Origin of the sequence: Methanomicrobium mobile BP (genome assembly GCF_000711215.1) — an archaeon.
Classification (GTDB): domain Archaea; phylum Halobacteriota; class Methanomicrobia; order Methanomicrobiales; family Methanomicrobiaceae; genus Methanomicrobium; species Methanomicrobium mobile.
In genome coordinates this window covers 62225-75148 of record NZ_JOMF01000005.1, presented here as the reverse complement: position 1 = coordinate 75148, position 12924 = coordinate 62225, and the positions used below count along the sequence as shown (strand labels likewise).

At 50.6% G+C, this 12924-nt stretch carries 15 protein-coding genes and 1 tRNA gene; 4 read left to right on the top strand and 12 right to left on the bottom strand.

What is annotated here, in order from left to right:
• The first annotated feature begins 375 nt into the window (after nt 1–375).
• Nucleotides 376–807 (top strand): DUF5004 domain-containing protein, encoded by a 432-nt coding sequence (locus T502_RS02635; RefSeq protein WP_042705577.1) that lies wholly within the window; start codon nt 376–378, stop codon nt 805–807.
• A gap of 21 nt (nt 808–828) precedes the next feature.
• Here T502_RS02635 and T502_RS02630 read toward each other — a convergent pair whose 3' ends face one another.
• Together T502_RS02630 and metG are read right to left on the bottom strand one after the other, a co-directional pair.
• The gene (locus T502_RS02630; RefSeq protein WP_052359095.1) at nt 829–1719 is read right to left on the bottom strand and encodes a DMT family transporter; all 891 of its coding nucleotides are present in this window, start codon (nt 1717–1719) and stop codon (nt 829–831) included.
• A gap of 21 nt (nt 1720–1740) precedes the next feature.
• Complete coding sequence (gene metG, locus T502_RS02625) at nt 1741–3843, bottom strand: methionine--tRNA ligase (RefSeq protein WP_042705576.1); 2103 nt, start codon at nt 3841–3843, stop codon at nt 1741–1743.
• A 52-nt stretch (nt 3844–3895) separates the two neighbouring features.
• Here metG and T502_RS02620 point away from each other — a divergent pair, with 52 nt between their 5' ends.
• Nucleotides 3896–4807: a hypothetical protein gene (locus tag T502_RS02620; protein ID WP_052359093.1), complete on the top strand. Its 912-nt coding sequence runs from the start codon at nt 3896–3898 to the stop codon at nt 4805–4807.
• Nucleotides 4808–4864: 57 nt separating this feature from the next.
• Here the strand turns inward: T502_RS02620 and T502_RS02615 are convergent, their stop codons facing one another.
• From T502_RS02615 to T502_RS02590, 6 genes are all read right to left on the bottom strand, one after another.
• Nucleotides 4865–5854, bottom strand: a complete 990-nt coding sequence (locus tag T502_RS02615; protein ID WP_245597745.1) for a phosphoesterase — start codon at nt 5852–5854, stop codon at nt 4865–4867.
• 137 nt (nt 5855–5991) lie between these two features.
• Nucleotides 5992–6291: a hypothetical protein gene (locus tag T502_RS02610; RefSeq protein ID WP_052359091.1), complete on the bottom strand. Its 300-nt coding sequence runs from the start codon at nt 6289–6291 to the stop codon at nt 5992–5994.
• Between the two features lie 24 nt (nt 6292–6315).
• Nucleotides 6316–7167, bottom strand: coding sequence for an MBL fold metallo-hydrolase (locus tag T502_RS02605; protein WP_042705574.1), 852 nt, complete (start codon nt 7165–7167; stop codon nt 6316–6318).
• Between the two features lie 10 nt (nt 7168–7177).
• Complete coding sequence (locus tag T502_RS02600; protein WP_042705573.1) at nt 7178–7372, bottom strand: hypothetical protein; 195 nt, start codon at nt 7370–7372, stop codon at nt 7178–7180.
• A 7-nt stretch (nt 7373–7379) separates the two neighbouring features.
• Nucleotides 7380–7967 carry a TetR/AcrR family transcriptional regulator gene (locus T502_RS02595; protein ID WP_042705816.1) on the bottom strand — a complete coding sequence of 196 codons (588 nt, stop codon included), beginning with the start codon at nt 7965–7967 and terminating at the stop codon, nt 7380–7382.
• A 96-nt stretch (nt 7968–8063) separates the two neighbouring features.
• Nucleotides 8064–8543 carry a cyclophilin-like fold protein gene (locus T502_RS02590; RefSeq protein WP_042705572.1) on the bottom strand — a complete coding sequence of 160 codons (480 nt, stop codon included), beginning with the start codon at nt 8541–8543 and terminating at the stop codon, nt 8064–8066.
• A 78-nt stretch (nt 8544–8621) separates the two neighbouring features.
• Here T502_RS02590 and T502_RS02585 point away from each other — a divergent pair.
• A tRNA-Phe gene (locus T502_RS02585) sits at nt 8622–8695 on the top strand.
• Between the two features lie 96 nt (nt 8696–8791).
• Here the strand turns inward: T502_RS02585 and T502_RS02580 are convergent.
• The gene (locus T502_RS02580) at nt 8792–9895 is read right to left on the bottom strand and encodes a DUF2130 domain-containing protein (RefSeq protein WP_211248138.1); all 1104 of its coding nucleotides are present in this window, start codon (nt 9893–9895) and stop codon (nt 8792–8794) included.
• Nucleotides 9896–10282: 387 nt separating this feature from the next.
• Between T502_RS02580 and T502_RS02575 the strand changes: the two genes are divergently transcribed.
• The gene (locus tag T502_RS02575) at nt 10283–10828 is read left to right on the top strand and encodes a hypothetical protein (RefSeq protein WP_052359089.1); all 546 of its coding nucleotides are present in this window, start codon (nt 10283–10285) and stop codon (nt 10826–10828) included.
• Between the two features lie 143 nt (nt 10829–10971).
• Here T502_RS02575 and T502_RS02570 read toward each other — a convergent pair whose 3' ends face one another.
• Genes T502_RS02570 through T502_RS02560 form a run of 3 tightly spaced genes read right to left on the bottom strand, consistent with a single transcriptional unit; the run spans nt 10972 to nt 12924 of the window.
• The gene (locus tag T502_RS02570) at nt 10972–11358 is read right to left on the bottom strand and encodes a 4Fe-4S binding protein (protein ID WP_042705570.1); all 387 of its coding nucleotides are present in this window, start codon (nt 11356–11358) and stop codon (nt 10972–10974) included.
• A 6-nt stretch (nt 11359–11364) separates the two neighbouring features.
• Complete coding sequence (locus T502_RS02565; RefSeq protein WP_042705569.1) at nt 11365–12444, bottom strand: hydrogenase large subunit; 1080 nt, start codon at nt 12442–12444, stop codon at nt 11365–11367.
• Nucleotides 12445–12924, bottom strand: coding sequence for an NADH-quinone oxidoreductase subunit C (locus T502_RS02560; RefSeq protein WP_084172983.1), 480 nt, complete (start codon nt 12922–12924; stop codon nt 12445–12447).

Genomic DNA, 12924 nt, shown 5'->3' with positions numbered 1-12924 from the left:
CTCTCCTTCTCTGATTCTTCTTACGACCTATTTCCAAAATATTGATTTTAAATTTGATTAGGCATCCGAGGATTATCCTGCCGTGATAATCTCACGCGCACTTATACTATGAAATACACCGCAATAGCAAATAAATGATAGGATTCTTCGAACTGAAAAAGTGTTCTGTCTGTCGCTGTCTGTTGCTGTCGGCAGGCGGCGGTATGTCGACGGCGGCAGGCTGTGACGGGCTTTCGGTCGCTGTCGGTATGCTGTCGGCATGTTGCAGGTAGGGGATGGCAGTGCGGGGCAGGTGCGGGGTAGGGGCGGGGGGATTTTCCCCCTGCGTCATTTTTATATATTAATAGCGCTAAATTTCGTTTATTTGGTGATTTTATGAAAAAATTAGCAGTGATATCCGTTCTTGTCTTCATTGTCCTGTTTGCGGTGATGATTACGGCGGGATGCACATCGAACGCGGAGGCGGGCAATATTCCTCAGCAGACCGAACATGCCCTTCCGGGACAGGTTGACAACTGGAAGACCGATAAGCTGATCGGCGTCTGGGTGCTCTCCTCGATAAACAGTCATACCGACCTCTCGCCCTACAGGGTCGATTCCGCGAAGCTGACCGTCAACGATGACGGCACATACGAGTATGCGGAGATTGAACTCTACAAGACCGAACCTGTCATCACGAAAGGAACATGGTCGAAGATAAACGACGGTTTCTACAAGGTCGGCGACAAAGACTATCAGCTGATAACCAATCAGAAAGTCCTGCAAGCCATCTTCCCGAAGGGAACATATCAGTTCGTGCGTGTCTGACGGCAACGGAAAAACAAAACTTTACTCTTTTTTGCAAGCGGCAATCTCTTTACCCCCGAAAACTTCCGCAACGAAAGCGCCGCCGAGAATCAGAGCCGCACCCAGAATCTGAATCGGAAGAAGAACCTCGGATAATATCAGCGCCGAAAACACGACAGCCGAAAGCGGCTCGATATAGCCCAGAACGGCAACGGACTGCGCCGGAAGGGAGCAAAGCGTAGAAAAATAGAGATAACAGCCAATCCCGGTATTGAATATTCCGAGAACAAGAACGCAGATTAAATCCTCCGGCGGAATGCTCAGGGTAAGTCCGTCGAGAGCAACGCGGATAACCGCGATGGTCAGAAAACCGATGAAAATCTGTAAAAAGGCGTTCTCAAAACCCCTTATCGACGCCGCTTTCTTGTTCGTAATCAGCATAACCGCAAGCAAAACCGCCGACATAAGCCCGCAGAATACGCCCCACGAATTGCCCGAATTATCAAGCAAAGCCGCATTGACGAGGTACATGCCCGCGACAACCGCCATAAATCCGGCAACTCTCGGAACACTCAGCCTTTCGCCGAATAAAAACGGCGACAGAACCAGAACAATCACGGGACCGATATAGTATGCAAGCGTCGACGCACCCACCCCTATCTGCTGATAAGCCTCGAAGAGAAAGAGCCACGAAGCCCCCATCACAATCCCGGACACACAGATATACGCGGCATCACGCGGCTGCCCGAAACAGACGAACGGCTTTCGCAAAATCACAAAAATCGCGAGAAGAAACGCGCTTCCCAGCATTAACCTGAGGAAAACAATGTCGGAACTGCTCATTGCGATGAAACTCGCAACTATACCGTTTGTGCCGAAGATAAACAGCGCAAGCAGAAACTTGAAATACGCAAATCTGTCACTCGGCATCATAAAAAAAGCCGTAAGGTGTGCTTAAAGCACCTTTGTGCCCGGCGCAACCTCGAACTTCGTCGTGAGAAGCGAAGCCTCGTCGCCTGCCGCAAGAATCATGCCGTTTGACTCGACGCCGCAGAGCTTCGCGGGCTTTAAGTTCGCGACCACGACAACGCTCAGACCCACAAGCTCCTCGGGCCGGTAGTAGGGAGCAATTCCCGAAACAATCTGCCGCGGACTCTCCTCGCCGAGATCGACCATAATCTTAAGAAGCTTCTTTGACTTCGGCACCGGCTCGACCTCAAGGATCTTGCCTACCTTCAGCTGCGTTCTGAAAAACTCATCAATCGAAATCTGTTCCACGGGTTCGTTATTATCTTCCATCTTTTTATCTCCTTTATTTTCTGTTTTCGGTTTGTCCGACGCCGTCTGCGCCGGTGCGGAACCTGCCGCATTTGCCGCGGCACTGCCCGCCTCCTTCGCCTTTGCCTCCTCAAGACGCATCTTAAGGGTATTTTCATACTCGGCAACCTTCTCGTCCTCAATCTTCGCGAAGAGAATCTTAGGTGTCGGCAGTTCGCTGTGATCAAAGCCCGTAAGCGCCTCGGAAAGCCTGCAATCCGCGACCTTGCCCTTATAACCGAGAAGCTCCCACGCCTCCTGCGCTTTGACCGGCATGATGCCGTCGAGCAGAATCGTGAGCGCCTTCACGAACTGTAGGCAGTTCCTTATCGTCTGTCTCGCGGCATTCTCGTCCGTCTTCATCAGTTTCCACGGCGCATTCGTCTGAATATACGTATTCGCCGTGTTTCCGAGCGCAAGCACCGCCTCGACCGCCGCCTTGAACTCATACTCGCCTACCGCCTTATCCAGCTGGGCAATCGTGCTCTTTATCGCCTCAAGCACCTGCGGCTCGGCATCGAGGTCGGGGATGCCGCCCATCTTGTTCGCCGCAAAGTGAAGCGTGCGGTAGAAGAAATTGCCGATAGTGTCCACGAACTCGTTATTGACGCGTGCCTGATACTCCTTCCACGAGAAATTCAACTCTTTCGTGTGGCTCGTATACGAGAGAAGATAATACCTCAGATAATCGGGGGAAAGACCGATATCAAGATAATCCTCGTTCGTCCAGACCACACAGCCGCGGCTCTTCGAGAACTTTTTGTCGTCAATCTTCACCATGCCGCTCGCCACAACCGCCTTCGGCGGCTTATATCCCGCGCCTTCGAGCAGGGACGGCCAGAAAACGCAGTGATGATAGATGATGTCCTGACCTATGAAATGAATGACCTCGCCTTTACCCTCGGGCTTCCAGAACTGTTCCCAGTCGCCGCCGGTCGCCTTCGCCCACTCCTTCGTAAACGAGATATAGCCGATTGGCGCATCCACCCAGACATAGACAACCAGATCGTCGTGACCCGGGAACTTCACGCCCCAGTTGAACGACCTCGTCACGCACCAGTCATGCAGACCTTCTTTTACCCACATCGACGCGTAGTTCTTCGCATTCGACGTTCCCTGAATCGTCGGCAGATAACCGTTGAGGAAATCCTTGAAATCGCCGAGCTTGAGGAAATAGTGCTCCTGATCGCGAAACTCCGCGGGGCTTCCGCAGATCTTGCAGACGGGATCTTTCAGTTCGCCGGGCTCGAGGTGCTTGCCGCAGCCCTGATCGCACTCGTCGCCGCGTGCCTTCTCGCCGCAGTAGGGGCAGGTACCCTCCACATAGCGGTCGGGAAGGAACATCTCACAGTGCGGGCAGTAACTCTGGCTTATCGTCTTCTTATAGATATGCCCGTTCTCGATGAGCTTCGTAACAATCTCGGTCGTTGTCTCATGATTCATCGGGTCGTCGGTCATACCGAATCTGTCGAAAAATATGCCCATCTTCTTAAACGTCTCGTCAAAGTGCGCATTGTAGCGCTCCGACATCTGACGCGGCGTTACACCCTCGGTTTCGGCGCTGATGACTATCGGCGTTCCGTGATTGTCTGAACCGCACACAAAAACAACTTCTCTGCCGCAATGTCTGAGGTATCTGACATAGAAATCCGCAGGCACATAGGTGCGCAGATGCCCCAGATGGCACGGACCGTTGGTATACGGCAGTCCGCACGTGACAAGTATCGGCGTATCACTCATGCTTATATATGGGACATAGGAAAATAAATAGAATACTGAACGGAAATCTCAAATGAAAAAAAGGCAGAATTTAATCCTTCAGAGTTTCGGCGCAACGGGCAGGACAATGCCGGCACCGAAGGCCGACGAACTCGCGAAGTGGATTCAAACTCCGAGACCGAAGAAGACGGACTGCGACATAACGACCTATTTTCTGGAGCGGCAGCTCAGGGCTCAGGCGGGCTTTGCGGATATCCTCGGATGCGGCGGCGGATTCTACTATTCGCGCCTTCTTGAGTCAATCGGCGGTCATAAAGAGGGCTACGTCAACGGCGAACTCTATGCGATTCCCGATATGCTCAAAGCCGATGCCGAATGCGTAAAGGCGCTTCAAAAGACGCTCGGAAGGAACTGTTCGGCAACGCCGCTGAACTTCGTTCTGCCTTCACCATCCGCACTGAAACTGAACTACATCTTCTACGACGATATCGGCGAGTATTACAGCGCAATCTGCGAGGTTTACGCCAAAATAATGCGCGAACAGCGTGATCTCGGAGTAAAAAGCCATATCCTCTGCGCAGATCTGTTCGCGCACGACGAACTTGAAGAGCTATCGCGGGAGAGAGTCTTCTTCTGTTCGCCTGCGGCAACATCGCGGCAGCTGAGCAATATCCTCGAGTATCAGACCGCGGTTGCGATAATCCCCTCAAAACTCCCCGTGCTCTTCGAGCTCATGAACGAATACGAGGTCAGAGAGGTCTGCCTCATCAATGCGAAGCCCTCCGATTTCGAGCCATGCCTTGAGCACTTCGACCCCGACTGCATAAAGGCGGGCGGCACGGAACTCTGGCAGGACGCAAAAACGCAAAACGAAACAAAAACAAAACGGCAAACCGAACCCGAAACGGAAAAAGAATCTGCGGCAGAAAGCATGACCGCATTCTGGAAAGATCTTAAAGAAAACAGTTATCTGATGAGAGATTAGGGTCGGAATCAGATTATTGAATCGGTATTGAATTGGGAAATCGGATTCGGAGGCGGATTATTCCTCTTTTACCTTCTCCGCGGCTTCAAAGAACTTCTCGTAATGCTTTGTCTTTTTCAGTATCATAAACGAGAGCTTATCGCCCAGCGAGAACTTGAACGTCCCGCCCGCCGCCGGAGGATGACCGCCGCCGTTAAACTTCTTCGCTATGAGGTGGCTCACCTGCGGCACCGAACGCACCGAGAACTTGCCGTTTTCGGCGACGATGACCTCGATATCGGTACCCATCCTGTCGCGAATGGCGTGCGCCGTTTCACTGGGGTATCCGTAAAGCGGCGCAAAAGCAATCTTATAGCGCCCTTCCATTATCCTTGTATGCTTCAGGCTCTTTTTTATCGCCGCGTTCTTCTCTTCCTCGATTCCGCGGTATATCTCCCGAATTTCGTCGTTGATGAGACCGCCTGCGACAAAACAGTCGCGGACGCACTCCAGATTCTCGCGCTTCGTGCAGACTTCGCCGAGCACCTTCGAATCCGGCACCTCATGCTTCCAGAGGTCGTAGTCGCAGACAATCTTTGCAATCGCACCCGAATGAGCGTCTTCGGGAAGGAGGTCGCTTCTGACAATGCAGGTCGCACAGACCGAGGTATCGACGCGGAGGTATTTGACAAGCGGCTTTATCTCGTTTATCTCGTCGTCAGTCCATCTGTGATGGTCGCGCCATTCCACGACCCAGCCGTTCTCCCTCGCTATCTCAAGCGACCGGGCACAGGCACTGTTGTAACCGATATCGGATATGCTCAATATGTCCCCTTTACCCGCCATCCTTGCGATATCGTCCAGATTCTTCGCAAATTTGGATACGGAGGAGAACTTTGTCACGACATCCTCATATCTCAGTCTGTGCAGGGCGTCGCAGCCGACGGCGTCAAGGTCGTTATGCGTCAGATGGACGATATGACCTTTTCTCTCGTTGATCTCCTGCGATAATTTGATTTTTTTGCCTTTTTTGACGCCGTCAGCCTGCATATCCGAATTATTGCTCATCTTTGACTCTCTCGGGACTCTTTGACAATATATTATTGCGTAATTATATTGATTTTCCGTGATAGTCAACTTTTGCGATATGCTATGCGGTCAGGTTCGGCGTGTATAGGGTTCGGCGTGTACAGTGTTCGTGTGTATTAGGTTCGGTGTGTATCGGTTTCCCGTTTCTCACCATCCTTTTTCGCGATCCGCGAACCGATGAGGAGTCCGTACAGCAGACCCGCCATCATCCCGATGCCGAGATTGATGTGCAGAGCGACGCTTAAGGCAACGCCGAAGCACATTCCCAGAGCCATACCCTCGGAGACGCGGTCGGCATCCCCGTCATTCTTCTTCGTAACCGCAATCCTTGCCATCCTTGCAAAAAAGACGGCAAGCATGAGTCCGATTGCAATCCACGGCAATGCCGCGTCTATAAACACGTAAACGTCGTTCATGACCTTTCTACCCGCATAACGCCGTCATATCCAATCCGTCGGGATCACGTCGCCGGAGTGCACGTAAGTCAGCTTATCCCCCATGACGCTCTTCATGATTTCGTATGCCTTCATGCCCGTACAGTGACATGTGAAGTATTTCGTCGGATACTCGTTCAGTTGACGTGCGATCTCCCCGATCTCCCGCTTTTCCTCTTCGGAATAGTCCGTCTTCTTCATGAGATGAAAGCCGCTGATCGCGATATCCGGCGCGGCACCATACCTGTCGAGATAAGCCTCCATGATATTCGGCATGCCTTTATGGGCGCACCCCGAAACGAGAATATGCCGTTTCCCGTCATGAATCACGAGATAATGCTCGTGATCGAATGAATCCCGCGCATATCCGCTTCCGTCGCGGACAAGCAGGCTCTTATTCGTAAACGGAATCGGATGATTCGCGTGCTTTACGGTGAAAAGTTCAAGTTCGTCGTCAATCCGGAGATCGCCGTCAACCGCGACAGTCTGAGGAAGGTCGACTATCGCGGGGTCAATGCCGATATATCTGAAGCGTTCTCCCGCCGATTCGCCGTCGTCGGAGTAAAAGTCCCCGACCGCCGTCCGCTGCATGTATATCTTCGCCTTTGTGTTGCGGCGGACAAAGGGCATGATCCCGCCCGAGTGATCGTAATGACCGTGACTCAGCACGACCGTATCGACATCCCGAAGGTCTGTGCCCGTCTTTTCGGCATTTTTCAGGGTCTCTCCGGAAGGTCCGAGGTCGACCAGAAACCTGTGAGCGCCGGTCTCGACATAAAACGACAGACCGTGCGCCGCCGCACACCCGTTCTTTCCTTCCGACCCTTCCGTGTCTTCGATAAGACAGACAATTCTCATCTTTAGTCCTTCAATCGTTTGCAGCCGTTTTTTCTTTCGTGCTCTCCGAAATTGCTTTCAATTTCCCGAGTGTGCCGAAATAATACTGAATGCACGTCGCCGCCGCAAACAGAGCGATTCCCGCCCAGAAATTGTAATCGACAATAACGAATACCGACGCGACGTACAAAGCCAGCGTTGCCAGATCTACTATTTTTTTCAACATATTTACCTCATTTTTTCATGTAAACGGCGCAAAAGTGCCGTAAATGTCTTTCAATGCTCTCTTCGATTTCTTTAAGGGATTGCGGCTGTCTGTCGGCTTTGGCGATAAGAAGCACCGCGGGAGCGGTAAGCTCCGTCGCAAGCAGTGCGGGATCGTCCTCTCCGACCAGCCCTTTTTTCATCATCTCTTCGAGTAACTTCGCATACATCCGCTGAATGCCGGTGAGCTGATGCATGGTGGTAACCTCGGCGATTCTTTCGCTGCGGAACTGCTCCTGAACAAGAAGCATTCTTGTCTTTCGGATTACGGGATCGCGGATTGTAAACGCAATCCTGCCCATCTCAGCCCGTATGAACTCTTCGCCGCTCTCCGGCACCCTGCCGATATTCATCTCGGAGCCGAACATCTCTTCGTAATGTGCCTGCGCGGAATCAATGAGAGCGTTGAGGATCTCCTCCTTGCCTGCATAGTGCTTGTAGAGCGACGGCGCCCTGATGCCGACTTTGTTTGCTATCTGCTCGACGCTTGTTCCGTCGTAACCGTTCTCGGAGAACAGCGTCAACGCCGCATCCAGTATCTTTTCTTTTGTGGACATCTCACCTTCCATGTTGCTAATACTTATTAGCCGATCATGGCTAATAAACATTAGCTTTGCACGGCAAAAAAATCGACTCGGGGATAAAGGATCCCGTCATACAGCTTCAACATGAATCGTGCCGGAGATATCCTTTATCCTGTCGCCGCCTTCAACAGCCTCCCCGAGAAGATAGAGACCTGGATATGCGGGGGCATCGCCGTAGTACATAACCGCATTGCCCCACGGCGAGAAGAGCGCAAACGTGCCTGCGTGGCAGTCGCCCTCAATGCCGCCGGTCGTATCGATTTCCTGCGGCGGAGTAAAGATCTTCTCATTATTCGAGTAGTTCCGCACCTCCGCATCAATAGGAAGCATCCCGTACAGGCTCTTTGAAGAAGGGCTGTCGTTAAGCCGGAATATGACGGTACTGGTGCCGTCGGAAACTTTTATCATCATCTCTTTTTCCTCCGCGATAATTCCTGTATGCTCCCGAGAGCCGGATACTGCATTTCCCGCAGACATCATTGCAATTGCCGCAAACACGGCAATCAGAAGCAATGCGATTACGGATATAATGAGGACATTCTTTGTCATATGAACAATAAATCAAATAGTTTATATGTGCAGATATCCAATATTAATTTCGCAAATTCGACTGATGTCGTTTTGTTTGCCTCAGTAGCTCAGACTGGGAGAGCGCCAGACTGAAGATCTGGTTGTCCCCGGTTCAAATCCGGGTTGAGGCACTCTTTTAACCGTTTTTACGATTTTTAAAAAAATAACCTATTTTGCTGTTATCCATACAACATACATATGTGCACAGTTAAGAACTGACTCTATTCTCAATCCTTGTTATTGCCTGAATTAAGTTCCTCGAACATGGCACGCACCGACGGTGCTTTCCTTGTCAGTTTCTTAATTGAGAGATCCTGTGCCTTGTCATTTGCCAGACGCAGATTATTCTCCGAACTTGTAAGCTCGGTTTTTATCTTTTCGAGCACCTTGATGGTTTTATCAATATCATTGATTGCATCGACGAATTTTCTCGACGCAATGTCAAATTTCTTACTGAAATATGTCTTAAACTCATCCATCTCATATTCAAAGTTCTGAAGATCCAACTGCTGGCTCTTCACAATCGCAAGTTCCTTACGGTAATTAAGAGAGTTCATCGCAGCATTCTTGAGAAGCGTAATCATCGGAATAAAGAACTGCGGGCGTATGACATACATCTTTGGATACTTATAGGATACATCCACGATGCCCGAATTGTAAAGTTCATTATCGCGTTCGAGAAGAGAGACTAAAACCGCATACTCGCAGTTTTTCTTCGTCCTGTCCTCATCCAGTTTCTTTAAGAAAGACTCGTTAGTATGCTTCTGCCTTGCATCCGTATCCTCCATCTCGTTCTTCATCTCAAACATGATTGATAGATACTCATCGCCGTCCTCAAAGTCGCGGAAGATAAAGTCCCCCTTGGTTCCGTCAATCGCTTCATTGTCCTTCTCAAAGTATGCGTTCGGAAATGCCGACATGCGTATCTTATTGAACTCAATCTGACAGTGCTGTTCAAGGCTTTCACCGACCATCTTAGTCGATTGCCGCGCTTTAAAGTCCTTGTAGTGCGCAATTTCCTCATCCTTATCTTTAAGGCGGATCTCATACAGATTCTTAAGATCATTTATCTTAAGTTCAATCTCGGCATCCTTGGCGTCAAGCTTACCCTGAAGAACGGTAATTATCTGATCTTTATCCGCAAGTGCTTTTGTATTTGCCAGATCCAAATCCGATATCGCCAGCTTCTTATCAGTCTCATAATTGGAGATTTGATTTTTTAATCTCTCTATCTCTGCATCTTTCTGCATCAGCTCAGAATCTTTGGAACTAATTTTATCTTTCTGTTCCTCCTGCATTTTCAGACGCTCGACTTCCTGTTCGCTCTTCATTTTGGATTCTAGTTCAGCCAGACGACGCTTTATCTCTTTGTCAAATTCCTTATCACGCACTTGTTGAACAATCTGCGCATATCCTGATTCATCGACTTGGAAAACTTGATTACACTTCGGACACTTGATTTCCTGCATTATTCCACAATTTACTAATCTGTGGGTATTTTATATAATATTTCGTTAAAAAGAACATCAAAAAATATCAAATCTAAAACATTGAAATATGCAAATCTCTTAAACAAGCGCCGTAAGATATTCTTATAAATCAGAGCACACATTATTTCATGATCTAACTAACGATTGCACACTCAAACAGATTAAAAACACATCCGAAACAAGATAGTATATATCACTGCCGTCAACGAACGGAGCAATTGGGATAATATGGACAGAGCAACAATCGATAAACTCTTCGCACAGTTCGAATCCTGCCGCCACATAGACAGCGGCGTTGAACTCTGGATGGCAAAAGACCTTCAGAACCTCCTCGGATACCTCGACCCGCGTGACTTCTTCGTCGTCGTCGAAAAAGCAAAACTCGCCTGTCAGGACTCACGCGGCGTCGTGAAACACAACTTCGTCCCCGTCCGAAAACTCGTCAGAAAGAACGGGAAAGTTCAGAAGGTCGTCGCCGACCACAAACTCACGCGTCTGGCATGCTACTATGTCGCAAACAACTGCGGATTCAGAAGCGACCCCATAACCTTCGCACAGGTCTACTTTGCAATCCCCATCCGCAGACCCGACATAATCGAAGAACACTTAAACAGCCGTGATGCGGCGCCGGATGCGGCAGCAGGCAGCCCGTCAAGGAACGGGGATGCGGCGGAGCATACCGAAGAGTTCTCGCACGGCATGGACTTCCGCGGCTTCGGAAGCATAAGCTCAAGGTTCGGCGGCAAAAAACCCGGCTCGGCAAGAAGAAGATAATACATAGAGATAAAAACAGCGATATACCCAATCAAATTCCAAAATCAAATCACGATACACTTTTTTAGCGGCAAAACGCAAAAGCACAAAAACACGCTATTGAAAATTTAAAAAATTGAAAAATTGAAAAATAGTTTTATGAATCATGCAGCCTTTTCTTCGGCGGCGGCAGGCTTCTCCTCGACCGGCTTGCCCTGATAGACATCGACATCGGTCTCGCCGGCGACAATCGGCGCATGATATACATTCGTCTGATAAATCGCATCCTTATTGCAGTTCTCCGCGCAGGAATTGCAGCAGATGCACCAGAGCCTGTTAATGCTCCACGTCCTCTCGTTCTTGTTCACCGTAATCGCATCGGCGGGACAGTGCTTCGAGCACAGACCGCAGAAGATGCACTTATCGATATCAATCTCCATCTGACCGCGGGTGCCCTCAAAGCGCTTCGCAGGCTCGGCGGGATAGCGAATCGTCGCCGGCTTCTTAAACAGCGACTTCAGAACCGTCTTCGTCATCGAAAATAATCCCATTCTCTTTCACCTCTCCGCACAACCGATACACGGGTCGATTGAAAGCACAATCACCGGCACATCCGCCATCTGACAGCCCTCGAGCATCTTCACAAGCGGCGGTATGTTCGCCGACGACGGAGTCCTCACGCGTTCTCTCAGGATATTCTTCGAGCCGTTCGCCTTCACGTAGTGTATGCACTCGCCGCGGGGCTGCTCGACACGCGAGAAGTATTCGCCGTCGGGGTTGCCCTTGACCTTGACCTCGATATCGCCCGCGGGGATGTTCGCCGCCGCCTGCTTAATCAGATCCACGGACTGCGCAAGCTCCTTTGCTCTCACGATACATCTCGAATAGCAGTCGCAGCCCGTCTCGACAATCGGCTTGAAATCCAGACTGCCGTAAGCGGAATAACCCGTCTGCCTCAGATCCAGGGCAATGCCGCTTCCCTTCGCGACCGGACCCACCGCGCCCAGCTTATGCGCATCCTCCTTTGAGAGCATACCCACGCCGACCGACCTGTGCTTTACGCTCGCGTCATCGAAGAATACATGGCAGAGATCCTCTATCTCGCCGCCGATGGAATCCAGCTTTGCGGTCATCTCTTTGAGTTTCGCATCCGAGATATCGCGCCTTACGCCGCCGACCTTACAGACGCCCTGAATGACCCTGCCGCCGGTTGTCTCCTCCATGGCGTCGAGAATCGTCTCGCGAATCCTCCATGCGTTCATGAACAGATTCTCAAAGCCCATTGCATCCGCATAAAGACCGAGCCAGAGGAGATGGCTGTGAAGCCTCGAATACTCGCTCCATATCGTTCTCAGATACTGGGCACGCTCGGGAACCTGCAGGTCCATAATCGCCTCGATTGCCTTACAGTATCCGACGCTGTGCGTGAAACTGCATATACCGCAGATACGCTCGGCAATATAGACAAAGTCCTTGAAATCGCGCTTCTCGACAAGCTTTTCGAGACCGCGGTGGACATACCCTATCGAGGGAATTGCCTCAACAACCCTCTCGTCCTCCAGAACCAGATCCAGATGAATCGGCTCGGGAAGAACGGGGTGCTGGGGACCGAACGGAACAACAATTCTTCCTGCCATCTATGCTTCCTCCTTTTTCTTTTCGGCATCGGGCTTGGTATCGGGCTTCGCATCCGACTTGACATCGGGCTTTGCCCCCGCTGCCGCCGCATTCTCCGACTTTGCCGGCTTGGCCGCTTTGACCTTTGTCACCGTCGGCGTATTGAAAGGATTCTTTACGCTTGTCCTGATGAGATTGCCCTTGAAATCGATGGCAATATCCTTTATGCTCACGCCGAAAAGGTCGTGAATCTCGTTCTCGTAGATGAACGCACAGAGATACACTCCCGTAATACTCGGAACGACAACGCCCTCGGTAATCTTCAGGCGCAGATTCACGAACTTGCAGTCCTTGTCGAAGGAGTAATTTATCTCGAAGATATCGTCGTATTTGCCGCAGCCTATCTGAACAAGGCGGTAACCCTCATCATACATCTTCGAGACCTCGGAGACGAGATTATCAACGCCGACCTCCGTAATCGTCTGCTCTTCTTTATGCAT